The following is a 25104-nucleotide window of genomic DNA, read 5'->3' as shown; positions in this document are numbered from 1 at the left end:
ATGGCCAGCAACGGTATCCGCGACAAGGTCGCCATCGTCGGCATGGGGTGCACCCCCTTCGGCGAGCACTGGGACCGCTCGGTCGACGACCTGCTCATCGACGCCGTCACCGAGTGCATCGGCTCCGTGCCCGGCGTCGAGAAGGACGACATCGACGCCTTCTGGCTCGGGACGATGGCGTCGGGGTCCTCCGGCCTCACCCTGTCCCGGCCGCTCAAGATCGGCTACCGGCCCGTCACCCGCGTGGAGAACTACTGCGCCACCGGTTCGGAGTCGTTCCGCAACGCCGCGTACGCGGTGGCGTCGGGCGCCTACGACTGCGTGATGGCCGTCGGGGTGGAGAAGCTCAAGGACTCCGGGTTCTCCGGTCTGGTCATCCCGACCCCGGCGAACGACGGCACCGAGTCCGAGCTCACCGCACCCGCGATGTTCTCGCTGCTGGCCCCGTCGTACGCGAAGAAGTACGGCGTCGACGCGGACGTGATGAAGGAGGTGATGACCCACATCGCCTGGAAGAACCACCTCAACGGGGCGAAGAACCCCCGTGCGCAGTTCCGCTCCGAGGTCGCCAAGGAGACGATCTCCTGCTCGCCGCTGGTGGCCGGCCCGCTCGGCATCTTCGACTGCTCGGGGGTGTCCGACGGCGCCGCCGCGGCCCTGATCGTGCGGGCCGAGGACGCCCACCGCTACACCGATCGGCCGATCTACATCAAAGCGCTGTCGTTCGTGGCCGGCCCGGCCGAGGGACCGCTCGACCCCGCCTACGACTACACGACGTTCACCGAGGTCGTGCGCTGCGCCGAGGACGCCTACGCGCAGGCCGGGGTCAAGGACCCGCGCACCGAGATCTCGATGGCCGAGGTGCACGACTGCTTCACCCCCACCGAGCTGGTGCTGATGGAGGACCTCGGGTTCTCCGAGCGCGGCCAGGGCTGGAAGGACGTCCTGGGGGGCTTCTTCGACCTCGACGGCGGCCTGCCGGTCAACCCCGACGGCGGCCTGAAGTCCTTCGGCCACCCGATCGGCGCCAGCGGGCTGCGGATGCTGTTCGAGATGTGGCTGCAGCTGCGGGGCGAGGCCGGCGAGCGGCAGCTCGCGAGCCCCCGGCTCGGGATGACGCACAACCTCGGAGGCGCGCCGGGCGCCTGCGTCTCGTTCGCCTCGATCGTCGGAGCCGAACGGGACTGACGCCCCGCAGCGGACCACCGTCGGCCCTGCGACGGGCCCGGTCCCGTGCCGTCGGGTCGGCGTCGACGCCGACCCGACGGCACCCGATCAGGTGATCGTGAACCCCGCGTAGTCCTTCGCGGCGGACTCCTCCCACTTCGTGAGGTAGGTGGGCAGGCCGCCCGGGTAGTTGAGCATCTGCCGGGTCTTGCCGGGGATGTTGGCCCCCATGTACCAGGAGTCGGCCCGGTCGAACAGCGAGGGCACCACCAGCTCGGCCACGTGCTCGCGCCACGCGTTCTCCGCGTCGACCTCGGCCTCGACCCGAGTGCGGCCGCTGCGCAGCAGGTCGTCGATCATCCGGACGATCAGCTCGCCCTGGATCTCGGCGCAGGTCGGCCCGTTGCAGAACCCCGACGGGCTCTGCGGCCCGTAGAGGAACAGCAGGTTCGGGAACCCCGCGGTGGCCACGCCCATGTAGGCGCTGACGCCGTCGGCCCACTTCTCCCGCATGGTGATTCCGCCGGTGCCTCGGATGTCGATCGCCGTCAGCCCGCCGGTGACCGAGTCGAACCCGGTGGCCAGGACCAGCACGTCGAGCTCCACCTCGCCGGCCGCGGTCCGCACCCCGGTGGCGGTGACCTCCTCGATCGGGCTCTCCCGCAGGTCGACGAGGGTGACGTTGTCCTGGTTGTAGGCCTCGTAGTAGTTCTGCTCCAGCGACGGGCGCTTGACGCCCAGCGGGTGGATCGGGACCGCCGGTGCCAGCTTCTCGGCGACCGCCGGGTCGTCCACCCGCTCCCACACCTTCTTCCGCCAGAACTCGTAGGCGGTGTCGTTGGCCTTCGTGTCGAACAGCACGTCCTGGAAGGTGCCGAGCCAGAAGGTGAACCCGCCCATGCCCCAGATGCGCTCGTAGGTGGCCTCGCGCTCCTCGGGCGTGACGTCCAGGGCCGACACGGGCAGGAAGTCGTAGTCGAAGCCGCCGAAGGTCGTGGTGCGGATGGCGTACCGGGCCGCCTGGCCGTCCTTGATCTCCTGCTGCTGCTCGGGGGTCAGCGTCTGCTGGCCCATCCGGAACGCCAGGTTGGGCGTGCGCTGGAAGACGGTGAGCTCGGCCGCGTCGCGGGCCGCCTCCTGGATGACCTGCACGCCACTGGCCCCGGTGCCGATCACCCCGACGCGCTTGCCGGTGAGGTCGACACCGGACTGCGGCCACAGTCCGGTGTGGTGGCACTCACCGCGGAAGGACTCCAGCCCGGGGATCGGCGGGATGTAGGGCTTGGAGCCGAAACCGGTGCACGGCACCAGGAAGGTGGCCCGCACCGTCGATCCGTCGGCGGCCCGCACGACTCACTGCTTGCGGCCCTCGTCGAACTCGGCCGAGGTGACCCTGGAGTCGAACCGGATGTTTTTGCTCAGGTCCAGCTTCTCGTCGAGGTAGTCGAAGTACCTCCGGACCTCGCTCCAATCCGGGAACCGCTCGGAGTACTCCCAGTCCTGCCAGAGGTCCTCGCGGGAGAACTGGTACATCGGCCCGTCGCTGTCGACGCGGGCGCCCGGGTAGCAGTTCCAGTACCAGATGCCGCCGATCCGCGATCCGGCCTCGTAGACCTTCACCGAGTACCCGAGCGACCGCAGCCGGTCGAGCTGGTAGATGCCGGCGAAACCGGCGCCGATCACGAGGACGTCCAGCTCCTCGACCGTGTCCGACTGGGTTTGACTCATGCATGCTCCCCTCGTGACCCCGGGCGGTCTTCCCACCCCGGGTCGGTGCGGTGGGCCACGTCACACGCGCCCGGAGCCCATCGTGCGACAGGAACGGGTGCGGAAGGTGTCGCGCAACGGGACATGTGCCCGCGCTCAGCGCGGACGCAGGCCCATGCCTTGGACGACGTGCTTGCACTGCATCTGCGACGTGTCGGCGGTGACCATGGTGATGGTGATGCGCACGTCGCGGACGTGGCGCTGCCTCGCAACCTCCGTCATGGAGGAGCAGCCGCCGAGCACCTGCATGCCCTCGTTCGCGACGTCGACGAAGGTCTCGGACCGGAACAGCTCGGCTCATCGCCACCTGCGGCCGAGCGGGCCGTCCCGCGCGACCAGCGTCGCGGCCCGGTAGGTCGACAGGCGGGCGGCGTCCGCCGCGGTCTGCATGTCCGCCGGCAGTCTGCGCGATCGTCCGCGAGTCTCCGGTCGGCCTGCCCGAACTGCTCGCGCCCCGCGCGTGCACCGGCGCCTGGGTCGACGACGGTCGGGTGAGATCCACGTCGTCCACCCGATGGGGGCAGCCCTTGCCGACCTGGACGATCAGGACGATCAGGACGATCAGGACGATCAGGACGATCAGGACGATAATCTGATGATGTCACAACCCCTTGAACGGGAGTCCCCGTCACCGACGTCGACACGGACTGCTACTCAGCTCTGCGCGACACCGGCGACGCCGAGATCGCCCAGGGCTCCGGTGGCGGGTGCCGGGCCGGATGACCCTCGTGGTCCAGGTGTGCGACCGCTACCGTCACTCCGGGGCACGAGCGATCCGCTGACTGGGGCCGACGGCTCGTCGCGCGACGTCGGCTTCGCCGAGCTGGCCGACACCTCCGACCGGGTCGCCGTGCGCTGCGCGAGCTCGGGGTGGCACCGGGCGGGCGACCGCGTGTTCACGATGATGCCCGGTTGCCCGTGCCCTGGGCGCTGCTGCTCGGCACGCTCAAGGTCGGCGCGGTGTGGAGCTGCCTGTCCACCACATTCGGCCCCGACGGGGCCGCCGTCCGGGTGGAGGCCGTCGCCGGCCTGCCGGGCGGCGCCGGACCCCAGGCCTACTCCTCGGCGAAGGCCGCGGTGATCAACCTGAGCCGGCGACAGCGGTCGAGCCGGCGGCACACCGCGTGCGGGTCAACGCGATCTGCCCGGGTGTGATCCTCACCCCGCTGCTGCACCAGGGCCGGGAGGGGCAGATGCGCGAGCTGCTGCCCACTGTCCAGCCGTGGCCCGACCACGGCCGCCCGGAGCACACACCGGTGTCCGCTCGCACATCCGCCGGCGGGTCAGTGACCCGACCCCGGGATGAGCCCACCCACCAGACCATCTTCTTCGACCAGCACGTGGTCACGATCCTGGAGGCCGGCATCGCCGACGGCTCGTTCCTTCCGGTGGCCTCGGCCCGGGTGCTGGCCTCGGCATCATCGGCATGTCGGCCTGGGCCTACCAGTGGTACCGCACCCGGACCGATGGCCGCCCGCGACACCGGCCGCAGATACGTCGAGATCGTCCTCGACGGGCTGAACCGAGCCCAGCAGACCCAGAGATGAGCACCGTGGCCGGATCGAACCGCACCGACGTCGACGTCGACGTCGGGGCCGGTTTCACCGGCCTCTACATGCTGCACCGGGTGCGTGACGTGCTCGGCCTGCGGGCCGTCGTGATCGAGGCGGCCGACGGGGTCGGCGGCACCTGGTATCTGAACCGGTACCCGGGGGCGCGCTGCGACTCCGAGAGCTACGTGTACTGCTACTCCTTCTCGAAGGAGCTGCTGCAGGAATGGGAGTGGAGCGGCAAGTTCCCGCGCCAGCCGGAGATCCTCGCCTACCTGGAGCACGTCGCGGACCGGCTCGACCTGCTGCGCGACATCCGCCTCGGCACCCGCGTCGAGGCCGCGGTACCAGGACGCCGACGGCATCTGGCGGGTGCGGACCAGCGCCGGTGACGTCGTCAGCGCCCGGTTCCTCGTCACGGGGATGGGGCTGCTCGCCTCCGCCCCGTACACGCCCGACATCCCGGGCCTCGACACGTTCTCCGGCGAGTGCCACCACACCGGACGCCGCCGCACGAGCCCGTGGACATCGCGGGCCGGCGGGTCGGGGTGATCGCGCCGGCTCCACCGGGGTGCAGGCCATCCCGGTGATCGCCGAGCAGGCCGCGCACCTGCACGTCTTCCAGCGCAGCCCGCAGTTCACGGTGCCCGCGCGCCACCACACCGTCGACCGTGCCGTGCTGGCGGAGATCAGGTCCGACTACGACGCGATCTGGGCGAAGGCCAAGTGGTCGCTCAGCGGCTTCCCGTGGCAGCACAACGGCCGCTCGGCACTGGAGGCCACCCCCGGGGAGGTCCGGGAGACGTTCGAGGAGCTGTGGGAGCAGGGCGGGTTCCGGTTCGTGTTCGGCTCCTACCGCGACCTGCTCACCGACATCAGGGCCGCCGACCTCGCCGCCGACTTCGTCCGGCAGAAGATCCGCGCGACCGTGTCCGACCCGGACACGGTCGCGAAGCTGATGCCGGCCCACCATCCGTTCGGCGGCCGGCGGCCGGCGGCCGATCATCGACACCCACTACTTCGAGACCTACAACCGCGACGACGTGACGCTCGTCGACCTGCGGGAGACACCGATCGAGGAGGTGACCCCGCAGGGCATTCGGACCACGACCGGGAGGTCGAACTCGACGTGCTCGTCCTGGCCAACGGTTTCGACGCCGTGACGGGACCGTTCACGAGGATCGACATCACCGGTCGCGACGGCCTGGCGCTGCGCGACGTGTGGGCCGACGGGCCGAGCACCTACCTGGGACTGGCCGTCGCCGGGTTCCCCAACATGTTCACCATCACCGGCCCCGGCGCCACCTTCGGCAACCTGCCGGTGTCCATCGAGCACCACGTCGAGTGGATCGCCGCCTGCATCGAGGACACCCTGCGCCGCGACCTCGCCATGGTCGAGGCCCAGCAGCGCTGGGCGGACCACGTGCGGGCCCAGGCCGAGCGCATCGTGGCCGGTCCATCGGGGAGCTGGTACGACGGGGCGAACATCCCCGGTAAGTCGCGCAGGCCCCTGTCCTTCTTCGGCAGCTTCGGTCTCTACCGTCGCACATGCGAGGATGTCGCGGCGAACGGCTACGAGGGCTTCGACCGGCACCCGTCGGTCTGAGCGGCCCGGCGGGCCTGCGCGGGCCCGAGACGCCGTCCGACCGCCTAACCTCGACGAGGAGGAGACCAGTGGACGGCACCCGGACACCCGTGCACGGCACCGGCAGCGGGCCGCAGGTCCACCACACCCCCGAGGACATCTCCACCGCTGTGCGGGCCCTGCGCGCGACCGGCCGCAGCATCGCGTTCGTGCCGACGATGGGTGCGCTGCACGCCGGGCACCGCGAGCTGATCCGGCACGCCCGCCGGGCCGACGACGACCCTGCGACGGTCGTGTCGATCTTCGTCAACCCGCTGCAGTTCGGGGCCGGGGAGGATCTCGACCGCTATCCCCGACCGCTGGAGGCCGATCTCGCCGCGTGCCGGGACGAGGGCGTCGAGCTGGTGTTCCTGCCCGGGGTCGCGGACATGTACCCGGAGGGCGCGGACACCACCGTCGTGCCGGGTCCGCTGGGCGGGCAGCTGGAGGGCGCGGTCCGGCCCGGCCACTTCGCCGGGGTGCTCACCGTCGTCGCGAAGCTGTTCCACATCGTCGCCCCGGACCTCGCGTACTTCGGCGAGAAGGACTACCAGCAGCTCGCGCTGATCACCCGGATGGTGCGCGACCTGAACTTCCCGCTGTCCGTGGTGCCCGTCCCCACCGTCCGTGAGCCGGACGGGCTGGCCCTGTCCAGCCGCAACGTGTACCTCACCCCGGCCGAACGGTCCCGCGCCACGACGCTGTTCCGCGCGCTGACGGCGGGTGCCGCCGCGGCGGCGGACGGCCCGGCCGCCGTGCTCGACGCCGCGCGGGCGGTACTCGACCGGGACGGTGGGCTCGCGGTGGACTACCTGGAGCTGCGCGGCGCCGCGCTGGACGTGGACCCGGGGCCCGGCCCGGCCCGGCTGCTGGTGGCCGCGCAGCTGGGCACGACCCACCTCATCGACAACATCGGCCTGCACCTGTAGCGACACACCGGAACCGGCTCGGTCGGGTGTCCGGCGCGACGTACCCGGCGTGACGGTCGACCGCGTCGTGGGCCCGTCGAGGGCACGTCAGCTCATCGTCAGCCCGCCACTGGCCGACAGCGTCTGCCCGGTGATGTAGCCCGCCGCGTCCGAGGCGAGGAACACCACGGCCGGCGCGACGTCGTCGGGGGTGCCCATCCGCCGCATCGGCACCGCCTTGGTCATCGCGGCGATGAGCTTGCCGGAGCGCTCACCGGCGGTGATCTGGCGCAGAAGCGGGGTGTCGGTGGGCCCGGGGCAGACCGTGTTGGCCGAGATGCCGTACTTCGCGAACTCCCGCGCGATGGTCTTGGTGAAGCCGATGACGCCGCTCTTGGCCCCGGAGTACACCGACTCCATCGAAGATCCCACGCGGCCGGCGTCGGAGGCGATATTGACCACGCGGCCGTACCGGGCCTCGACCATGGCCGGCAGGGTGGCCCGCAGCACCCTGATCGGGCCGTTCAAGTTGATCTCCAGCACCTTGTGGGTGAAGTCCTCGTCGGTCTCCAGGAACGGCTTCAGCTCGTCCCAGCCCGCCACGTTGACCACGATCGTCGGGGCGCCGAGCCGTTCGGTGGTCTCGGCGACCGCCGCCGCCACGGAGTCGGGGTCGGTCACGTCGAGCGGGACGCCGATGCCGTCGATGTCGGCGGCCACCTTCTCGGCCGCCTCCCGCGACAGGTCGGCTACGGCGACGGTGCGGCCCGCCGCCGCGAGCTGCCGGCAGATAGCGGTGCCGATACCCCCGGCGCCGCCGGTCACGAATGCGACCCGGCGGGCGTCCCCGTCCGCGGGCAGTCCGTCTACACCGGTCATGTCGTCTCCTCAGCGTCATCGGTGGGCCGGGCGAGTGGTGGACTTTGCCCCCACGACATCCCTACGATCCTCGTAATCATCATACCCGACAAGGGAGGCGCCGGATCATGACCGCAACGGTCGAGGAATACTCCGACATCCTGTACGAGGTCAAGGACGCGGTCGCACGGGTGACCATCAACCGCCCCGACAAGCTCAACGCGTTCACCCCGCACACGGTCAAGGAGCTCGCACACGCGATCTGGCGGGCGGGCGCGGACAGCCAGGCCGGCGTGATCGTGCTGACCGGCGCGGGCGAGCGCGCGTTCTCCGCGGGCGGCGACGTGAGCGTCGAGAACGAGGACACCTTCCGCGCCGGCGACGACTCGTTCGACAAGCTGATGAAGGAGCTCTACCGCGCCTTCCGCGAGTGCCTCAAGCCGGTGATCGCCCGCGTCGACGGCTACGCCATCGGCGGCGGACACCACATGGCCTACGTCACCGACTTCACGATCGCCTCGGACCGGTCGGTGTTCGGTCAGAACGGCCCGCGCGTGGCCAGCCCGGCGGAGGGCTGGCTGGTCAGCCACCTGTGGACGGTCGTCGGGATGAAGCGGGCGAAGGAGATCTGGATGCTCTGCCGCCGCTACACCGCGCAGCAGGCGCTGGACTGGGGCCTGGTCAACGCCGTCGTGCCCGCCGACGAACTCGACGCCGAGGTCGAACGCTGGTGCGCGGAGCTGCTCGCGCTCAGTCCCACCGTCCTCAAGCTGATCAAGAAATCGTTCGACGACTCGACCGCGCACATCCGCGAGGAGCAGGAGCGGTTCACCATCCTCAACCAGGTCAACCCCGGTTTCTTCGCCTCCGGCGAGCAGACCGAGGGCTCGCAGGCCTTCATGGACAAGCGCAAGCCCGACTTCTCGCCGTGGCGCTGAGCATGCCCGCGACGTCGACGACGACGTCGACGTCGACGTCGACCGCGACGATCCGGCTGCCCGACGCCGGGCTGCCACCGGCGGCCGAGGCGCTGCGGGGCGAGGTCCGCGAGTTCCTCCGGGCCGAGCGCGATCGCGGCACCATCCAGAGCACCAGCGACGCCTGGCTGGCCGGGTTCGACACCGGGTTCTCCGCCAGGCTCGGCGACCGCGGCTGGCTGGGAATGACCTGGCCGCGCCGCTACGGCGGCCACGAACAGCCGTCGTTGCACCGCTTCGTGGTGATCGAGGAACTGCTCGCCGCCGGGGCGCCGGTGGTCGCGCACTGGGTGACCGACCGGCAGAGCGGGCCGGCGCTGCTGCGCTACGGCACCGAGGAGCAGCGCGAGCGGTTGCTGCCGGAGATGGCGCGAGGACGGTCCTTCTTCGCGATCGGGATGAGCGAGCCCGACAGTGGATCGGACCTGGCCTCGGTGCGGACCACGGCGCGGCGCGACGGTGCCGGGTGGCGGCTGAACGGGACCAAGGTCTGGACCAGCCAGGCCCACCACTGCGACTACATGATCACGCTGTGCCGCAGCTCGCCGCGCAACGACGCCGCCCGCCACGACGGGCTGAGCCAGTTCATCGTCGACCTGCGGTCGCCGGGCTGACCATCTCCCCGATCCGGCTGCTCGACGGCGAGCACCACTTCAACGAAGTCCTCCTCGAGGACGTGTTCGTGGGTGACGACATGGTCCTCGGCGAGGTCGGCTCCGGATGGAGTCAGGTCACCTCCGAGCTGGCCTTCGAGCGCAGCGGTCCGGAGCGGTTCCTGTCCACGCTGCCGCTGCTGGTCGCACTCGTCCGGGTGGCCGACCCTGACGACCGGCGCCAGGCGGTGGCGATCGGGCAGCTGGTCGCCCAGCTGTGGACACTGCGCAGGCTCTCGGTGCAGATCGCCGCGGCCCTGGACCGCGGGGAGGCTCCCGACGTCGCCGCGGCACTGGTCAAGGACATCGGCACGACGCTGGAGAACGAGATCATCGACGTCGCGCGCTCCGTGGCCCCGGTGGAGCCGAGCGCCACCGCGGCCGACCCGTTCGCCCGCGAGCTGGCCCGCGCCGTGCTGCACGCGCCGGGGTTCACCCTGCGCGGAGGCACCAACGAGGTGCTGCGCGGAATCGTGGCCCGCGGGTTGGGGCTGCGATGATTGCGGGGTCGCCCGACGACCGGGCGCTGCTGGAGCGGACCGTCGGCGAGATCATGGCCGACCGCTGCCCGCCCGAGGTCGCCGCCGCCGCCGAGGGCTCGTGGAGCGAGCCGCTGTGGGCCGCGCTGGTCGAGGCCGGCATGACCGCGGTCGGGGTGCCCGAGCACCTCGGCGGGTCCGGCGGGGAGCCGGCCGACGCGGCGGCCGTGCTGCGCGTGGTCGCCGCGCACGCCGGGCCGGTGCCGCTGGCCGAGGCGCTGTTCCCGGTCGCCGCCGGCTGCGCGGTGTCCGGGCTGGCGTTCCCGCAGGGGCCGAGCACGGTCGCGCTCGGTCCCGGGCTGACGATCCGGCGGACCGGGGCGGGGGTGGTGCTGGACGGGACCGCGCCGCGGGTGCCCTACGCCAGGTTCGCCACCCGCATCCTGGTCGCCGGCGTCGGCGGGGGTCACCGTCCCGAGCTGGTCGCGTTGCTCGACCCGGCGCATCTCACGCTGGCCGCCGGTGACAACCTGGCCGGCGAACCCCGTGACGACCTGGTCGCGGCCGGGTCGGAGATCCCCACCGACGACCTCGCGGAGGTCCCGGCGGGCACCTCCGCGCAGCTCCACCGGCTGGGGGCGCTGGCCAGGGCGGTGCAGCTGGCCGGCGCGCTGGGCACGGTGCTGGAGCTGACCGTGCGCTACGCAGGCGAGCGCGAGCAGTTCGGTCGTCCGATCGGCCGGTTCCAGGCCGTCGCCCACCAGGTCGCGGTGCTCGCGGGCCTGGCCGCCGCGGCCGGTGCGGCCGCGGACGCGGCCGTCGCCTCGCTCTCGCGCGGCTCGGACCCGGCCGACCTCGGGCTGGCGGTCGCCGCCGCGAAGGCCCGCACCAGCGCGGTGGCCGGCCCGGCGGCGCGGATCGCCCACCAGGTGCACGGCGCGATCGGCTTCACCCAGGAGCACCGGCTGCACCACCTGACGCGGCGGCTGTGGTCGTGGCGCGAGGAGTTCGGGTCCGACGAGCACTGGGCCGCCGAGCTCGGACGCGCGGTGGTCACCGCCGGTCCGGACGAGCTCTGGCCGACGATCACGAGGATCTGAGGTGGACCTCACCTACTCCCCCGCGCAGACGTCCTTCCGCGCGCGGGCCCGTGACTGGCTGGCCGCCCACGTGCCGGCGGAGCCGCTGCCGCCGCCCTACACCGCGGAGGGGGTGGCCGCGCACCGGGTGTGGGAGCGGCAGCTGCACGACGCCGGGTACGCGGCGCTGCACTGGCCGCGCGAGCACGGCGGCGGCGGTGCGGGGCTGATCGAGCAGGCCCTGTTCGGGGAGGAGTACGTGCGCTCGGGCGCTCCGGTGCGCCTGAACCGGCTGGCGCTGGGCATGGCCGGACCCACCGTGATGGCCCTCGGCACGCCCGAGCAGCAGCAGCGCTGGCTGCCCGGGATGCTCAGCTGCGAGCAGCTGTGGTGTCAGGGCTTCTCCGAGCCCGACGCCGGCAGCGACCTGGCCGCGGTCCGCACCCGCGGCGAGCTCGACGGCGACCAGCTGGTGATCACCGGGCAGAAGGTGTGGACCTCGCTCTCGGCGTTCGCGCAGTGGATGTTCGCGCTGGTCCGCACGGATCCGGCGCAGCAACGGCACCGGGGTCTGACCTTCGTGATGATCGCCATGGACTCCCCCGGCGTCGAGCTGCGTCCGATCCGCCAGCTGCACGGCGAGCCGGGCTTCTCCGAGGTGTTCCTCACCGGGGTCCGGGTGCCGCTGGCCGACGTCGTCGGCGGGATCGGGCACGGCTGGGCGGTGGCCATGGCCACGCTGGGCTTCGAGCGCGGCGGGCTCGGCGACCACGCCCGCTTCGCCCGCGACGTCGACGACCTGGTGGAGCTGGCGCACCGTGCCGGGGTGGCCGACGACCCCGTGGTGCGCGACGAGGTCGCCGCGCGGTTCGTCGAGGTGCAGCAGTTCCGTCGGCACGTCGAACTCGTGACGGGCCGGATGGCGGCCGGTGCACCGACCGACGCCCAGGCGAGCATCACCAAGCTGTACTGGTCGGAGATGGAGGCCCGGATCTTCGAGACGGCGCTGCGCATCCTCGGCCCGCTCGCCGAGCTGACGCCGGAGGCGTCGCTGAACCTGGCCGCGCCGGGGCTGCACCGCCGCTACTGGCACGCGCGGGCGGCCCGCATCTTCGCCGGCACCAGCGAGGTGCAGCGCAACATCATCTCCGAGCGCGTGCTCGGCCTGCCGAGGGAGCCCCGGTGGACCTCGACCTGACCCCGGACCAGCGCTCGCTCGCCGCGGGGGCGCGCTCCTTCCTGACGGCGCAGTGCCCCCCGTCGCGGGTCCGCGCCGCCTGGGACGACGGCGCCGGGCTCGACCGCGCGCTGTGGGCCCAGCTCGCCGAGGTCGGCTTCCTCGGCGTCGCCGTGCCGGAGCGGTTCGGCGGCCTGGGCTGCGGCGACCTGGAGGTCGCGGTGCTGCTGGAGGAGGCCGGGCGGGCCGCCCTGCCGGTGCCGCTGGCCGAGACCGCACTGGCCGCGCTGACGCTGGCCGACCACGGCTCCGCCGACCAGCGCGAGCGCTGGCTGCCCGCCATCGCGTCGGGTGCGGCCGTGGCCACCGTGGCGCTGCCCGGCCATCCGCTGGTGGCCTGCGCCGCCGACGCCGACCTGCTGATCGTGGCGGCACCCGACGGCCTGCACGCCGTCGAGCGCGGACGCTGGACCAGCGTCGCGCAGCCCGCGTTCGACCTCTCCCGGCGGCTGGCGAGCGTGACCGCCGACACCGGGCCGGACACGCTGCTGCCCGGTACCGGACCGGCCCTGCGGCTGCTCGACCGGGCGGCCGTGGCGAACGCGGCGCTGCTGCTCGGCGTCGCGTCCCACCTGGTCGACGTCACGGTCGGCTACGTCGGGCAGCGCCACCAGTTCGGCCGCCCGGTGGGGTCCTTCCAGGCCGTCAAGCACCGCCTCGCCGACGCGCACGTGGCCGTGCAGATGGCCCGACCCGCCGTCCGGGTCGCCGCCCACCTGCTCGCCACCGACGACCCGGAGGCCACCGCGGCCGCGGCCGTTGCCGCGGTGGCCGCCTCCGATGCCGGGAGGGCGGCCAACGAGCACGCCCTGCAGTGCCACGGCGGCATCGGCTTCACCTGGGAACACGACCTGCACCTGTGGCTCACCCGCGGCAAGGCGCTCGAGCTCGCCTGCGGGACGCCGGCCGCGCACCGGGCCCGCCTGGCCGCGGCGTTGTTCGACGGTCCGGTCCACCAGTCACACCACGGGAGGCCCACGACATGACCGCAGGCACGGGACCACTGGCCGGGATTCGGGTGCTCGACCTCTCGGCGCTCGCGCCGGGCCCGTTCGCGACGACGCTGCTCGGCGACCTCGGTGCCGACGTGATCACGCTCGAGGCCCCGCCCGCGGCCCGGCCCGGGAGCGGCGTGAGCGACCTGGGGGTGCACGGGGGACGCGAGGCGCGCCGCCTCGGGCTCAGCCCCCTGCACCGGTCACGCCGCTCGATCGTGGTGAACCTCAAGGATCCGGCCGGCCTGGACATCGCCCTTCGGATCGCCGCGCGCAGTGACGTGTTCGTGGAGGGCTTCCGCCCGGGCGTCTGCGAGCGGCTCGGGCTCGGATACCCGGCCCTGTCGACCACCAGCCCCGGACTGGTCTACTGCTCGCTCACCGGGTACGGGCAGACCGGCGAGCTCGCCCAGCACGCGGGGCACGACCTCAACTACATCGCCGAGGCCGGGTTGCTCTCGGCCAGCACCCGGGCAGGACAGCGTCCCGGGATCCCGCTGAACATGGCCGCCGACTACGCCGCCGGCGGGCTGCTGGCCGCGTTCGGCATCCTCGCTGGGCTGACCGGCCGGGCGAGCACCGGCCGCGGCACCCATGTCGACGTGTCGATGTACGAGGGCCTGCTGAGCCTGCTCCAGGTGGTCCCCGCCTGGATCGACGCCGGGGCGCCCGACCCGTCCTGGGGTGGTGGGCTGCTCTCCGGCGCGGTGCCCTTCTACGACTGCTACCGCACCTCCGACGACCAGTGGATCTCGGTGGGCGCACTGGAGCCGAAGTTCTTCGCGAACCTCTGCACGGCGCTCGGCCGGCCCGAGTTGATCGCGCTGCAGAACGACCCGACCCGGTGGGACGAGATGCGCACGGCGTTCACCGAGACCTTCGCCGACGCCCCGCTGGCCACCTGGCTGGACCGGCTCGGCGCGGTCGACACCGCGGTCGCACCGGTCCGCTCGCTCCCCGACGCCTTCGCCACCGCGCACCGCCGCGGCGTGCTGCCTGCGCCCGGCCAGGTCGGCCCGGTCCCGCGGATGAGCGGCTGGGTCACCACCGCGGGTCCGGTGGTGACCCGGCCCGGGGCGCACACCAGGGAGGTGCTGGGCGGGCTGGAGATGACCGGCGAGCAGATCGACGAGCTGATCGCGACCGGCGTGGTCGCGGAATGACCGACCGGGGCACAGGAGGAACGGTGGAGGTAGATCTCGAGGTCGGCGACGGTGTCGCGGTACTGACGCTGAACGCACCGGAGCGGCGCAACGCGCTGACGCCGCAAATGGCCGGCGAGATGGTGGCGGCACTGGAGCGGGTCGACGCGGACGACAGCGTCGGGGCGCTGGTGATCCGCGGCGCCGGCGGCCGGTTCTGCGCCGGGGCGCACACCGGCACCCTCGCCGGCGCGGGTGCCGATCCGGCCGACGACGCCACCTACACCGGGCTGTCGGTCATCTACGAGTCGTTCACCCGGGTGGGCCGGGTCCGGGCGTTCACCATCGCCGCGGTCCGGGGCGCGGCCGTCGGTGCGGGGATGAACCTGGCCCTGGCCACGGACATGCGCGTGGTCGCCGGGAACGCCCGGCTGATGTCGGGGTTCCTGCGGATCGGGCTGCACCCCGGCGGCGGGCACTTCGTGCTGCTGTCGCGACTGGCCGGGCGCGAGGCCGCGGCCGCGATGGCACTGGGCGGCGCGGAGATCGACGGTGACCGGGCCGTCGCGCTCGGCCTGGCCTGGGAGGCGGTCGACGACGGCGCCGTCGAGGCCCGGGCCATGGAGTTCGCCGCAGGCGTGGCCAAGGACCCGGCGCTGGCCAGGGCCGCGGTACGCAGCTTCCGGATGGAGACCGGCCCGCCGGCGGTCGGCTGGGACACGGCGGTACAGACCGAGCGGGCACCACAGATGTGGTCGATGCGCAGGCGAAGCGGAGGACGATGATGACCACCACGACACCCACGACGGTCAACCGGACCTGGACGAAGACCGGGATGGGCAAGCTCGAGCTGCGCGAGGCCCCCGTCCCGGAACCCGGCCCGGAGGAGGCCGTGCTCCGCACCCGGCTCGCCACCGTCTGCGGCTCGGATCTGCACTTCCTGCACGAGTTCCCGATGCCCCGCGGCGTCGAGCAGGTCGGGATGGGCCACGAGGCGGTCGGCACCGTCGCCGCGCTCGGCGCGAACGTCCGCGGGTTCTCCGTCGGCGACCGCGTCGTCGCCTCCTGCGTGGTCGGCTGCGGCGAGTGCGGCAACTGCCTGCGGGGGCAGCTGCAGGCCTGCCTGGTCCTGGGCAGGGTGCCGGGCATCTCCAACGCCCTGGCCGGCTGCCAGGGCGACCACTTCGTCGTGCCGCGCGCGACCATCAACATGGCGAAGGTGCCCGAGGGCCTGTCCGACGAGCGCGCCCTGCTGGCGGGCGACGTGATGTCCACCGGGTTCTCCGCGGTCGAGCGCGCGAACGTGGAGACCGGCGACACGGTCGCGATCTTCGCCCAGGGGCCCGTCGGGCTCTGCGCCACCGCGGGCGCCCGGCTGCACGGTGCGGGGCTCGTGATAGCGGTGGAGGGGGTACCGGAGCGCGCCGAGCTGGCGCTGCGGCTCGGCGCCAACGTCGTCGTCGAGCCCGAGGGCGCGGTGGCCCGCATCCGGGAACTGACCGGCAAGCGCGGCGTGGACGTCGCGATCGAGGCGCTCGGCCGGCAGGAGACCTTCGCCGCGGCGCTGGAGTGCACCCGCCTGGACGGCACCGTGTCCAGCGTCGGGGTCTACGCGGCGCACCGCAGCCTCGACGTCCCGATCGGACTCGGGTTCTACCAGCGCAAGATCGTCACCAGCCTCTGTCCGGCGGGGAGCGACCGCCTGCGCCGGCTCTTCGCGCTCGCCGAGCACGGCTCGACGGACCTGTCGCAACTGTTCACCCACCGGATGCCGCTCTCGGCCACCGACGAGGCGTACGAGCTGTTCGGCTCCCGTCGCGACGGAGTGGTCAAGATCGCCCTGGTGCCCGATGCGGGGTCGTGACGGAGGGGTTCGACGGCCTCGTGCGCGTGCCCCGTCAGGACGATCCGGCCCGGCGGGCGACGGCCACGGCGGCCTCGCCCTGCTTCGCGCCGGCCATGTCGGCGATCTCCGCCCAACGGTCGGCCAGTGCGTCGTCCGTCGGCGGCTCGGCGAAGTCCACCCCGAGCGACTCCACGAGCCGCACCCGGCTGAAGTGCGGCCCGTTGACCCGGACGATCTCGGCGGTGAGGTCGCACTCCTCGGTGCACAGCCAGCCCACCGCCGCCGCCACCCAGGCCGGGTCGAGGTCGGTGGAGGCGTCGAGCAACCCGTCGGTCATCCGGGTCAGCGCGACCGGGGCGACCGAGTTGACGCGGATGCCGTAGCGCGCGCCCTCGAGCGCGAGGGTGTGCATGAGGCCGACGACGCCGAGCTTCGCCGCGGCGTAGTTGGCCTGCCCGAAGTTGCCGAACAGGCCGGCACCCGAGGTGGTCATCACCACCCGTCCGTAGCGCTGCTCGCGCAGGTGCGGCCAGGCCGCCCTCGTGACGAACGCCGTGCCGTCGAGGTGCACCCGGATCACGGCCTGCCACTGCTCGGTGGTCATCTTGTGGAACGTCGTGTCCCGCAGGATGCCGGCGTTGTTCACCACGACGTGCACACCGCCGAACGCCTCCACCGCGGCGGCGACCGCTGCCCGGGCACCGTCGTCGGTGGAGATGTCGTGGTGGTCCGCCACCGCGACCCCACCGGCCGCGGTGATCTCCGCGACCACGTCCTGCGCGGGGCTGCTGTCGCCGCCACCCCCCTCCCGACCCACCCCCGGATCGTTCACCAGTACCTGTGCACCGCCTGCGGCCAGCCGCAGGGCGTGGCTGCGGCCGAGGCCGCGACCGGCCCCGGTCACGACAGCCACCCGTCCGTCCACACCTGGCATCGTCGTCTCCCTGCGCTCGTCGTCCGTCCGGTCGGCCGCCCGGCGTGTGCATTCGATGACGTCGCTCCACGGCATCGACCGGCTCGGTGGACCGGCCGGCTCCCGGCGGGCGGTGCCGGTGGGGAGAACTTCGCCGTCCCCCTGACCGCATCATCACCGCATAATCATTACACCGAAAAACCGGCCAGTCCCGACTCGTGCCACCCGATCGGACCTGTGCACCGCGCCTTGCCTCGCCCATCGTGACACCCGTCACCCAACTGCCTGGAGGCTCTTCCATGACCGAATCCCTGCGCTGGGCGCTGGAGCGGGCCGCGCTCGTCGCGGGCGACCGCACCGCGGTCGTCGACGGCGACATCAGGTTCGACTACACGACCCTGGCCGAGCGGGTCGACGCGCTCGGCGGCGGGCTGCAGTCACTCGGCATCGGCACCGGCGACGTGGTCGGCGTGCTGGCCCTGAACGGGCACCGGCACCTGGAGTACTGGCTGGGCGTGCCGGCCATCGGCGCCATCCTCAACGACCTCAACTTCCGGCTCAGCGAGGAGGAGCTCGCCTTCATCGTCGACGACTGCGGCACCGTGGCACTGGCCGTGGACGACGTGCACCTGGAGGTGGGGCGCAGGCTGCTCGACCGGTGCCCGACGCTCACCACGCTCGTGCACATGGGCTCCGGGCCCGCGCCGGAGGGCATGGCCTGCCACGACGTGCTGGTCACCCACGCGCCGGCGACCCCGGTGAACCCGGGCCCCGACGACATCGCCGGCATCTTCTACACCGGCGGCACGACCGGGCGACCCAAGGGCGTGCTGCTCAGCCACCGCAACCTGGTCGCGAACGCGAAGCACGCGCTGCTCACCATCCGGCACACCCCGGACGAGCGCTACCTGCACGCCGGGCCGATGTTCCACCTCGCCGACGGGTCACAGACCTATGCGGTGACGTGGATCGGCGGGGTGCACGTCTTCGTCCCCGGCTTCGACGCCGACCTGGTGGGCCGGGTCATCGAGCGCGAGCGGGTGTCCCTGCTGCTCATCGTGCCGTCGATGATCAACATGTTCGTGAACCACCCCGGGACGGCCGACCGCGACCTGTCCAGCCTGCGACTGCTGCTCTACGGCGCCTCGCCGATGCCCGACCAGCTCCAGCAGGCCGCGATGAAGCTGTTGCCGTGCGAGTTCAGCCAGCTCTACGGGATGACCGAGGCCGCCCCGCTGCTCACCCAGTGCACCCCGGAGGACCACCGGCGCGGGGCGGCCGGCGAGCAGCCGTTCGCCGCCCGGCTGCGGTCGGCCGGGGCGCCGGTGATCGGGGTGCAGGTGGAGATCCACCGCGAGGACGGCACCCGGGCCGCGCCCGGGGAGGTCGGCGAGATCTGGGCCCGGGGACCGAACATCATGGTCGGCTACCTGAACCGTCCGGAGGAGACGGCGGCCGCGCTCGACGCCGAGGGCTGGTACCACAGCGGGGACGCCGCGTGGGCCGACGAGCAGGGATACGTCTTCATCGTCGACCGGGTCAAGGACATGATCATCTCAGGTGGGGAGAACGTGTACTCGGCCGAGGTCGAGAACGTGCTCTACACCCATCCGGACGTCCTGGAGGCGGCCGTGATCGGGGTCCCGGACGACTCCTGGGGCGAGCGCGTGCACGCCGTCGTCGTGCCGCGGCCCGGGGCGGAGCCCGCGGTGGAGGACCTGATCGCGCACTGCCGGGCCAGGCTCGGCGGCTTCAAGGTGCCGCGCTCCGTGGACTTCCGGGCCGACGCGCTGCCCAAGTCCGGCGCGGGGAAGATCCTCAAGCGAGAGCTGCGGGCGCCGTACTGGGCCGGGAAGGACCGGGGGGTGAACTGAGCCGGCGACCGCGCTCAGCCCGCGGCGTTCTCCCGGCCGTCGAGCCACTCCTTGAACCGGCCGTAGTGCTTCTCCGGGTCGCGCTCGACGAAACGGGCCTGCGCGTGGCACAGCGGCCGGTCGTCGCCGGACAGGTACAGCTCGGCGTGGATGATCCAGTGCCCGCGCTCGTCGCGGGACTCCGGCCAGGCCCGCACGTCCAGCTCGCGATCCAGCGGGACGGGACGCCGGAACGCCACGTTCATCTCGGCGGTCACCGACAGGACGGCCGCCGCGATCGGTACCGCGCCGCACGCCTCGTCGAGCGCGCCCATCACCGAACCGCCGTGCACGACGCCACCCGCACCCTCGTGCTCGGCGGAGAACCGGGCCGTGCCCTCGACCGCCCCGTTCTCGCCCCGGCGCAGCACCAGTCCGAAGCGGCACCGGCCGGCGGGCCGGCAGCCCATGCACAGCATCTTGCCGAACTCGATGCTGAACATCGGCGCGGCGCCGTCGGGGGACTCTACGGGGGCCGGGACGGCGCCCGGACGGGCAGGCAGGCTCACCGGCGTCACGGTATCCGAACCCGGCCCGCACACCGCAGCCGGTGGTCAGCGATGTTAGTCACTGCTAACGTCTGGAACCATGTCTGACCCGCTCGCCACCCTGGCCGGCTTCGCCGAAGTCGCCCCGGGCCGGCTCGACCGCCCGTTCCTCGGTCTGCACCTCGATTCCGCCGTCGCGGCCCTGCACGACGCCGGCATGGCACCCGACGACGTCGACGGCCTGCTGTGCGTGGGCTCGATGATGGGTGAGTCCGTCGAGCACACCTTCCTGTCCGAGGAGATCCAGGACTCGCTCGGGCTGCACAACCTCAGCCTGCAGCTCGGCGTGCAGCTCGGCGGCGGCAGCCACCTGGCGATGCTCGGCGTCGCCACCCGGGCCATCCAGAGCGGGCAGTGCTCGGCGGTGCTCTGCGTGTCCGCAGGGGTGTTCCCGCCGATCCGCGACGTCGGCCGCAACCTGATGACGATGACCTGCCACCCGGACTACGAGCTGCCCTACGCACCGTCGATCCCCACCCTGTACGGGCTGATCGCACAGTCCTGGCTCGACGAGGTCGGGCAGGGCCGGGAGGTGTTCGCCGAGGCGGTGGCGGCCCAGCAGGAGTGGGCCGTCGCGCACCCGACGGCGATCGGGGCGGGGGCGGGACCGTTCACCGTGGAGCAGGTGCTGGAGGCCCGGCACATCGCGGGGCCCTTCGGCTATCTCGACTGCTCGATCCCGTGCGAGGGCGGCGGCGCGTTCGTGCTGGTCTCGCCGGAGCGGGCGGCGGGCCTGCGGCACCGTCCGGTGCACGTGGTGGGCGTCGGTGAGGGTCACACCCACGGCTTCCTCACCTCGATGCCCGACCTGTCGCGCACCGGGGCGGTCCGCTCCGGGGCGAAGGCGTTCGCCGAGGCCGGCTTCGGGCCCGCCGCCGTGGACCTCGCGCAGCTCTACGACGCGTTCAGCTCCAACCCGCTGATGCTGATCGAGGAGCTGGGACTGGCCGAGCGCGGCAAGGCGGTCGAGCTCTACCGCGAGGGCGCCACGCGGCCGGGCGGACGGCTGCCGGTGAACACCAACGGGGGCCTGCTGCGGTTCGGGCACTCCGGCACGGCCTCGGGGATCTGCGGGATCCTGGAGGCCTACCAGCAGATGACCGGCCGGGCCGCCGGTATCCAGGTCGAGCGGGCCGACCGGGCCGTCGTGCACGCCTACGGATCCATGTTGTGCAGCCATGTCACCGTCGTACTGGAGGGCTCGTGACCACCTACCTGGACGGCCTGGCCGACCCCGAGGTCCTGCCGCGCGTCGACGACGTCAACCGCGGCCACTTCGAGGCCGCGGCGAAGGGCCGGCTCGCGGTGCGCCAGTGCACCGCGTGCGACCTGTTGTTCCACTACCCGCGCCCGTTCTGCCCGCGCTGCCACTGCGCACGGCTGCGCTGGACCGACGTCTCCGGCGAGGCCACCGTCGTGGTCTCCGCGGTCGTCAGCCGGCCCCCGTGGAACGACCTGCCGCGGGCCGCCCCGTACCCGGTGGTGATCGTGCGGCTGGCCGAGGGCCCGCAGATGCTGTCCACCGTCGAGCACTGCGATCCCGCCTCCGTCGTGCCCGGGATGGCCGTCCGCGCCGCGTTCGAGCGCGTGGGCGACATCGGGCTGGTCCGTTTCGTGCCCGCGTCCTGAGCCACCGACCCCGGGCCCACCCGCACCCCTTCGGAGGAACCGTGACCATCGACCACGACCTGCACGCCAACCTCGTCACCCGGGTCAACGTCGGCGACATGCTGACCCGCAGCGCGTGGCGCAACCCCGACCGCGAGGCGGTCGTCGACGGCGCCCGCCGGTTCACCTACGCCGAGCTCAACGGCGAGGTCAACCGGCTGGCCCACGCACTGCTGGCCGCCGGGTACCGGCGCGGCGACGTGCTCGCCCTGGCCAGCGGCAACAGCGTGGAGTTCCTCGCGACCTACTACGCCTGCGCCAAGACCGGTGTCGTCTGCGTGCCGGTGAACCTCGCGTGGGGGCCGCCCGAGGTCTCCTATGTCCTGGAGCACTCCCGGGCTCGCGGCGTGGTGGTGGAGAGCCAGCTCGCCGGGCTCGTCGACGGTGCGCTGCAGCTCGTCGAGGGCAGCGGTGTCCTCGACGTGGTCGTCGCCCCCGGGACCGGGGCCGACTGGGCCGCCGGCTCGACGGGCACCTGGCGGGATCTGGCGACGTTCCTCGGGGACGCCGGGACCGGCGAGCCGGAGTGCCTGGTCGGCGACCGGGACCCGATCAGCTACCTCTACACCAGCGGCACCACCTCCGCCCCCAAGGGCGTGGTCAGCAGCCACGTCGCGGTCTACATCGAGTCGCTGAACGCCCCGCTGGTGCTGGGCATCGACGGCAAGGAGCGGTCGGTGGCGATGATGCCGCTGTTCCACACCGCGCAACTCAACGGCTTCACCACGGGGCTGCTCTACATGGGCGGCACGCTCGTGCTGATGCGCGCGTTCGACCCGGCCGCTCTCCTGGCGACGATCGAGTCCGAGCGGATCACCCAGATCTTCGGGCTGCCGATGATGTACCGGATGATGATGGACCACCCCGACATCGACAAGCGCGACCTGTCCACGCTGCGGTTGGCCCTCTACGCGATGGCACCGATGCCCGACACGGACCTGCGCCGTGCGATAGAGGTGTTCGGCTGCGACTTCGCGCTCGGCTTCGGGCAGACCGAGATGAACCCGATCACCACGGTGTTCCCGCCCGAGTACCAGCTCAGCCACGCCGGCTCGGTGGGGCTGCCGGTGCCCAACGTCCAGGTCGGGATCATGGACGACGCCGGCAACCTGCTGCCCGACGGCGAGACCGGCGAGATCGTCTACCGCGGCCCGCACGCGATGGAGGGTTACCTGCGCAACCCCGACGCCACCGCCGAGGCGTTCGCTCACGGCTGGTTCCACTCCGGCGACGTCGGCCGGTTCGACGCCGACGGGCTGTTGTGGTTCGCCGACCGCAAGAAGGACGTGATCAAGACGGGCGGCGAGAACGTGGCGTCCATCGAGGTGGAGAAGGCGCTCTACGAGGCCGAGCCCCGGATCCAGGAGGTCGTCGTCGTCGGGCTGCCGCACGAGCGCTGGTCCGAGGCCATCGCCGCGATCGTCACGCCCAAGCCCGGCGTGGAGCTCACCGAGGAGGAGGTGCTCGCCGCGGCGCGGAGCAGGCTGTCGGGGTTCAAGGTGCCCAAGGCGGTGCTGTTCGCCGACGAGATGCCCCGGACCGCGACCGGCAAGATCCAGAAGAACGTGCTGCGCGAGCAGCACAAGGGGCACTTCGGGACCTGACGGCCCGCACCGCCGGAGGGGGGCGGTGCACCGCCCGGTCGGGGTTCCGGCCGGCCCGCGCTGCGCGGGCCGGCCGGACCGGGGTCAGCCGCCGGTCACCGAGGGGAACTTCGGCGCCCGCTTCTCCTTGATGGCCGTGGCGCCCTCGAGGACGTCGTCGTCGAAGAAGTTGAGCATCTCGTAGGCGAGCGAGGCCTCGAAGATCGGGCTCGCGTCGCGGATCCAGAGGTTGAGCGAGCGCTTGGTCCAGCGCAGCGCGTGCTGCGGGCCGGCAGCCAGCTTCTCCGCGACGGACAGCGCGGTGGGCAGCACCTCCGCCTGCGGCCGGCACAGCGAGACCAGCCCGATCCGCTCGGCCTCCTTCCCGTCGATGAACTCGGCGGTGAGCAGGTAGTACTTGGCCTTCGCCATGCCGCACAGAATCGGCCAGATGATGGCCGCGTGGTCGCCCGCACCGACGCCCAGGCGAAGGTGCCCGTCGGTGAGCCGGGCGTCCTCGGCGATCACCGAGATGTCGGCCATCAGCGCCGCGGCCAGGCCGGCGCCGACCGCCACCCCGTTGATCGCCGAGATCACCACCTTCTGGCAGTTGGCGATGTTGTAGACCAGGTCGGCGGCCTCCTTGGCGATGGCCGCGATCTGCTTGAAGTCCTTGACCTGGTCGACCACCATGTCGAGGTCGCCGCCGGCGGAGAACGCCTTGCCCGCGCCGGTGATCACCGCGATCCGCGTCGCGTCGTCGGCGTCGACGTCGAGCCACACGTTGCCGAGCTCCCAGTGCAGCCGCTTGTTGGTGGCGTTGAGCCGTTCCGGCCGGTTGATGGTGATCAGCAGGACGCCGTCGGAGGGGCGTTCGAAGGTCAGGTACTCGTACTGGTCGTAGTCCACGGGAGCTCCTCGCTCGTCGATGTGCGCAGAAATGGTCGGGGCGGGGCTAGAGGCCGATGTGCTTGGCGATGATCTCCTTCATGATCTCCGTGGTGCCGCCACCGATCCCGAGGATCCGGGAGTCGCGGTAGTGCATCTCCACCTCGGTCTCCCGCAGGTAGCCCATCCCGCCGTAGAGCTGCACCGCGGTGTCGACGGCGAGCGCGCAGGCCTCCACGGCCTGGTTCTTGGCCATCGAGACCATCCGCACGTCGGTGTCGCCCGCGATGATGCGGTCGACCGCGGCGCGGGTGTAGGTCCGGGCCACGTCGACGGCCGTGGCCATGTCGACGATCTTGTGCCGCACCACCTGCCGGGTGGACAGCGGCCGCCCGAAGGTCTCCCGCTGCTTCACCCACTCCAGGGTCAGGTCCAGGCAGCGCTGGGCCGTGGCGTAGGACTGCACGGCGAGGAAGGCCCGCTCCACCTGGAACTGCTGCATGATCTGCAGGAAGCCGCTGTTCTCCGGGCCGACCAGGTTCGCCGCGGGCACCCGCACGTCGGAGTAGCCGAGCTCGGCGGTGTCGGAGCACAGCCAGCCCATCTTCTTCAGCGTGCGCGAGACGGTGAAGCCCGGCGTACCGCGCTCGACCACGAGCAGCGAGATGCCCGAGGCCCCCGGCCCGCCCGTCCGCACGGCCGTGGTGACGAAGTCGGCCCGCACCGCGGAGGTGATGAAGAGCTTCGCGCCGTTGACGACGTAGTGGTCGCCGTCGCGGCGGGCGGTGGTGCGGATGCCGGCGACGTCGGACCCGGTGTCGGGCTCGGTGATGCCGAGGCTGCCGATCTTCTCCCCGGCGAGGGTGGGCACGACGTAGCGACGGATCTGGTCGGGGTCGCCCGCCGCGACCATGTGCGGGAGCGCGATGTTGTGGGTGAGCAGGCTCGCCAGCACCCCCGAGGAGCCGCCCGCCTCCATCACGGCCTCGGTGAGCAGCACCAGGTCCCGCAGGTCGCCGCCACTGCCCCCCACCTCGTCGGGGAACCCGATGCCGAGCAGTCCGACCTCGGCCGCCCTCGTGTGCAGCGACCGCGGCAGCTCGCCCGCGTCCTCCCATTCCGGCAGGTTCGGGGCGATCTCCCGCCGGGTGAAGGACAGGGCCAGGTCACGCAGGGCGAGCCGCTCCGGCGTCGTCCACGGGTCCTGCGGCGCGACCGAGACGTCGCGCTGGTCCAGCTGGGTCATGGAGCTCCTCGGTTGTGCCGGCCGGGATCCGCAGCACCGATCGTGCGCACCCCGTTGTCGCAG

The 25104-nt window shown here is 72.4% G+C and carries 28 protein-coding genes; 20 read left to right on the top strand and 8 right to left on the bottom strand.

Annotated features, from left to right (window positions below):
* The gene (locus I4I81_RS29760) at nt 1-1188 is read left to right on the top strand and encodes an acetyl-CoA acetyltransferase (protein WP_218600689.1); all 1188 of its coding nucleotides are present in this window, start codon (nt 1-3) and stop codon (nt 1186-1188) included.
* A gap of 87 nt (nt 1189-1275) precedes the next feature.
* Here the strand turns inward: I4I81_RS29760 and I4I81_RS29755 are convergent, their stop codons facing one another.
* From I4I81_RS29755 to I4I81_RS29745, 3 genes are all read right to left on the bottom strand, one after another.
* Complete coding sequence (locus I4I81_RS29755; RefSeq protein ID WP_218600688.1) at nt 1276-2517, bottom strand: flavin-containing monooxygenase; 1242 nt, start codon at nt 2515-2517, stop codon at nt 1276-1278.
* Nucleotides 2518-2520: 3 nt separating this feature from the next.
* Nucleotides 2521-2895 carry an NAD(P)-binding protein gene (locus I4I81_RS29750; protein WP_218600687.1) on the bottom strand — a complete coding sequence of 125 codons (375 nt, stop codon included), beginning with the start codon at nt 2893-2895 and terminating at the stop codon, nt 2521-2523.
* A gap of 135 nt (nt 2896-3030) precedes the next feature.
* On the bottom strand, nt 3031-3225 hold the full coding sequence (locus I4I81_RS29745) for an acyl-CoA dehydrogenase family protein (RefSeq protein WP_225926420.1): 195 nt from the start codon (nt 3223-3225) through the stop codon (nt 3031-3033).
* Between the two features lie 621 nt (nt 3226-3846).
* Here I4I81_RS29745 and I4I81_RS29740 point away from each other — a divergent pair.
* From I4I81_RS29740 to panC, 6 genes are all read left to right on the top strand, one after another.
* A complete protein-coding gene (locus I4I81_RS29740) occupies nt 3847-4089 on the top strand; it encodes a hypothetical protein (protein ID WP_218600685.1) in 243 nt (80 codons plus the stop codon).
* A complete protein-coding gene (locus I4I81_RS29735) occupies nt 4059-4481 on the top strand; it encodes a hypothetical protein (protein WP_226363636.1) in 423 nt (140 codons plus the stop codon). The genes I4I81_RS29740 and I4I81_RS29735 overlap by 31 nt, the downstream gene beginning before the upstream one ends.
* Nucleotides 4482-4486: 5 nt before the next feature.
* On the top strand, nt 4487-4876 hold the full coding sequence (locus I4I81_RS29730; RefSeq protein ID WP_226363635.1) for an NAD(P)-binding protein: 390 nt from the start codon (nt 4487-4489) through the stop codon (nt 4874-4876).
* On the top strand, nt 4857-5036 hold the full coding sequence (locus I4I81_RS29725; RefSeq protein ID WP_225924731.1) for a hypothetical protein: 180 nt from the start codon (nt 4857-4859) through the stop codon (nt 5034-5036). Before I4I81_RS29730 ends, I4I81_RS29725 begins: the two co-directional genes overlap by 20 nt.
* A gap of 19 nt (nt 5037-5055) precedes the next feature.
* A complete protein-coding gene (locus I4I81_RS29720; RefSeq protein ID WP_225924730.1) occupies nt 5056-6090 on the top strand; it encodes an NAD(P)/FAD-dependent oxidoreductase in 1035 nt (344 codons plus the stop codon).
* A 68-nt stretch (nt 6091-6158) separates the two neighbouring features.
* Nucleotides 6159-7037 carry a pantoate--beta-alanine ligase gene (gene panC / locus I4I81_RS29715; RefSeq protein ID WP_226363634.1) on the top strand — a complete coding sequence of 293 codons (879 nt, stop codon included), beginning with the start codon at nt 6159-6161 and terminating at the stop codon, nt 7035-7037.
* An 87-nt stretch (nt 7038-7124) separates the two neighbouring features.
* Here panC and I4I81_RS29710 read toward each other — a convergent pair whose 3' ends face one another.
* Complete coding sequence (locus I4I81_RS29710) at nt 7125-7895, bottom strand: SDR family NAD(P)-dependent oxidoreductase (RefSeq protein WP_218600682.1); 771 nt, start codon at nt 7893-7895, stop codon at nt 7125-7127.
* Between the two features lie 107 nt (nt 7896-8002).
* On the opposite strand from I4I81_RS29710, the gene I4I81_RS29705 reads away from it, so the two are divergent.
* The 9 genes from I4I81_RS29705 (at nt 8003) to I4I81_RS29665 (ending at nt 16300) form a co-directional block, all read left to right on the top strand.
* Nucleotides 8003-8812 carry an enoyl-CoA hydratase-related protein gene (locus I4I81_RS29705; protein WP_218600681.1) on the top strand — a complete coding sequence of 270 codons (810 nt, stop codon included), beginning with the start codon at nt 8003-8005 and terminating at the stop codon, nt 8810-8812.
* On the top strand, nt 8803-9465 hold the full coding sequence (locus I4I81_RS29700) for an acyl-CoA dehydrogenase family protein (protein WP_226363633.1): 663 nt from the start codon (nt 8803-8805) through the stop codon (nt 9463-9465). Before I4I81_RS29705 ends, I4I81_RS29700 begins: the two co-directional genes overlap by 10 nt.
* 68 nt (nt 9466-9533) lie before the next feature.
* A complete protein-coding gene (locus tag I4I81_RS29695) occupies nt 9534-10004 on the top strand; it encodes an acyl-CoA dehydrogenase family protein (protein WP_226363632.1) in 471 nt (156 codons plus the stop codon).
* Nucleotides 10001-11083, top strand: a complete 1083-nt coding sequence (locus I4I81_RS29690) for an acyl-CoA dehydrogenase family protein (RefSeq protein WP_218600680.1) — start codon at nt 10001-10003, stop codon at nt 11081-11083. The genes I4I81_RS29695 and I4I81_RS29690 overlap by 4 nt, the downstream gene beginning before the upstream one ends.
* A 1-nt stretch (nt 11084) precedes the next feature.
* Nucleotides 11085-12260: an acyl-CoA dehydrogenase family protein gene (locus tag I4I81_RS29685; RefSeq protein ID WP_218600679.1), complete on the top strand. Its 1176-nt coding sequence runs from the start codon at nt 11085-11087 to the stop codon at nt 12258-12260.
* The gene (locus I4I81_RS29680) at nt 12245-13285 is read left to right on the top strand and encodes an acyl-CoA dehydrogenase family protein (RefSeq protein ID WP_218600678.1); all 1041 of its coding nucleotides are present in this window, start codon (nt 12245-12247) and stop codon (nt 13283-13285) included. Before I4I81_RS29685 ends, I4I81_RS29680 begins: the two co-directional genes overlap by 16 nt.
* Nucleotides 13282-14457, top strand: a complete 1176-nt coding sequence (locus I4I81_RS29675) for a CaiB/BaiF CoA transferase family protein (protein ID WP_218600677.1) — start codon at nt 13282-13284, stop codon at nt 14455-14457. Before I4I81_RS29680 ends, I4I81_RS29675 begins: the two co-directional genes overlap by 4 nt.
* Nucleotides 14458-14480: 23 nt before the next feature.
* A complete protein-coding gene (locus I4I81_RS29670) occupies nt 14481-15221 on the top strand; it encodes an enoyl-CoA hydratase-related protein (protein ID WP_226363631.1) in 741 nt (246 codons plus the stop codon).
* The gene (locus I4I81_RS29665) at nt 15221-16300 is read left to right on the top strand and encodes a zinc-binding dehydrogenase (protein WP_218600675.1); all 1080 of its coding nucleotides are present in this window, start codon (nt 15221-15223) and stop codon (nt 16298-16300) included. The genes I4I81_RS29670 and I4I81_RS29665 overlap by 1 nt, the downstream gene beginning before the upstream one ends.
* A 34-nt stretch (nt 16301-16334) precedes the next feature.
* Here I4I81_RS29665 and I4I81_RS29660 read toward each other — a convergent pair whose 3' ends face one another.
* Entirely contained in the window at nt 16335-17195 is an 861-nt protein-coding gene (locus I4I81_RS29660; RefSeq protein WP_226363630.1) for an SDR family NAD(P)-dependent oxidoreductase, read from the bottom strand.
* Between the two features lie 299 nt (nt 17196-17494).
* Between I4I81_RS29660 and I4I81_RS29655 the strand changes: the two genes are divergently transcribed.
* Nucleotides 17495-19069 (top strand): long-chain-fatty-acid--CoA ligase, encoded by a 1575-nt coding sequence (locus tag I4I81_RS29655; protein ID WP_218600673.1) that lies wholly within the window; start codon nt 17495-17497, stop codon nt 19067-19069.
* A 14-nt stretch (nt 19070-19083) separates the two neighbouring features.
* Here the strand turns inward: I4I81_RS29655 and I4I81_RS29650 are convergent, their stop codons facing one another.
* Nucleotides 19084-19617 carry a PaaI family thioesterase gene (locus I4I81_RS29650; RefSeq protein WP_218600672.1) on the bottom strand — a complete coding sequence of 178 codons (534 nt, stop codon included), beginning with the start codon at nt 19615-19617 and terminating at the stop codon, nt 19084-19086.
* A gap of 79 nt (nt 19618-19696) precedes the next feature.
* Here I4I81_RS29650 and I4I81_RS29645 point away from each other — a divergent pair, with 79 nt between their 5' ends.
* The 3 genes from I4I81_RS29645 to I4I81_RS29635 are packed head-to-tail and all read left to right on the top strand — an operon-like array spanning nt 19697 to nt 22928.
* Nucleotides 19697-20863 (top strand): thiolase family protein, encoded by a 1167-nt coding sequence (locus tag I4I81_RS29645; RefSeq protein ID WP_218600671.1) that lies wholly within the window; start codon nt 19697-19699, stop codon nt 20861-20863.
* Nucleotides 20860-21285, top strand: coding sequence for a Zn-ribbon domain-containing OB-fold protein (locus tag I4I81_RS29640; protein ID WP_218600670.1), 426 nt, complete (start codon nt 20860-20862; stop codon nt 21283-21285). Before I4I81_RS29645 ends, I4I81_RS29640 begins: the two co-directional genes overlap by 4 nt.
* 41 nt (nt 21286-21326) lie before the next feature.
* A complete protein-coding gene (locus I4I81_RS29635; RefSeq protein ID WP_308187716.1) occupies nt 21327-22928 on the top strand; it encodes an AMP-binding protein in 1602 nt (533 codons plus the stop codon).
* An 84-nt stretch (nt 22929-23012) separates the two neighbouring features.
* Here I4I81_RS29635 and I4I81_RS29630 read toward each other — a convergent pair whose 3' ends face one another.
* On the bottom strand, nt 23013-23816 hold the full coding sequence (locus I4I81_RS29630) for an enoyl-CoA hydratase/isomerase family protein (RefSeq protein ID WP_218600669.1): 804 nt from the start codon (nt 23814-23816) through the stop codon (nt 23013-23015).
* Between the two features lie 46 nt (nt 23817-23862).
* A complete protein-coding gene (locus I4I81_RS29625) occupies nt 23863-25041 on the bottom strand; it encodes an acyl-CoA dehydrogenase family protein (protein ID WP_218600668.1) in 1179 nt (392 codons plus the stop codon).
* Nucleotides 25042-25104 lie beyond the last annotated feature (63 nt).

Source organism: Pseudonocardia abyssalis (assembly GCF_019263705.2).
GTDB lineage: Bacteria > Actinomycetota > Actinomycetes > Mycobacteriales > Pseudonocardiaceae > Pseudonocardia > Pseudonocardia abyssalis.
The sequence above is the reverse complement of the archived record's forward strand: the minus strand, read 5'-3'. Positions and strand labels throughout refer to the sequence as shown.

What these genes read in the sequence shown, in the direction of transcription:
- I4I81_RS29645 (WP_218600671.1), top strand. Translation starts at nt 19,697, where the DNA reads ATGTCTGACCCGCTCGCCACCCTGGCCGGCTTCGCCGAAGTCGCCCCG.
- I4I81_RS29655 (WP_218600673.1), top strand. Translation starts at nt 17,495, where the DNA reads ATGACCGAATCCCTGCGCTGGGCGCTGGAGCGGGCCGCGCTCGTCGCG.
- I4I81_RS29710 (WP_218600682.1), bottom strand. Translation starts at nt 7,895, where the DNA reads ATGACCGGTGTAGACGGACTGCCCGCGGACGGGGACGCCCGCCGGGTC.
- I4I81_RS29705 (WP_218600681.1), top strand. Translation starts at nt 8,003, where the DNA reads ATGACCGCAACGGTCGAGGAATACTCCGACATCCTGTACGAGGTCAAG.
- I4I81_RS29665 (WP_218600675.1), top strand. Translation starts at nt 15,221, where the DNA reads ATGACCACCACGACACCCACGACGGTCAACCGGACCTGGACGAAGACC.
- I4I81_RS29750 (WP_218600687.1), bottom strand. Translation starts at nt 2,895, where the DNA reads ATGAGTCAAACCCAGTCGGACACGGTCGAGGAGCTGGACGTCCTCGTG.
- I4I81_RS29760 (WP_218600689.1), top strand. Translation starts at nt 1, where the DNA reads ATGGCCAGCAACGGTATCCGCGACAAGGTCGCCATCGTCGGCATGGGG.
- I4I81_RS29690 (WP_218600680.1), top strand. Translation starts at nt 10,001, where the DNA reads ATGATTGCGGGGTCGCCCGACGACCGGGCGCTGCTGGAGCGGACCGTC.
- I4I81_RS29625 (WP_218600668.1), bottom strand. Translation starts at nt 25,041, where the DNA reads ATGACCCAGCTGGACCAGCGCGACGTCTCGGTCGCGCCGCAGGACCCG.
- I4I81_RS29675 (WP_218600677.1), top strand. Translation starts at nt 13,282, where the DNA reads ATGACCGCAGGCACGGGACCACTGGCCGGGATTCGGGTGCTCGACCTC.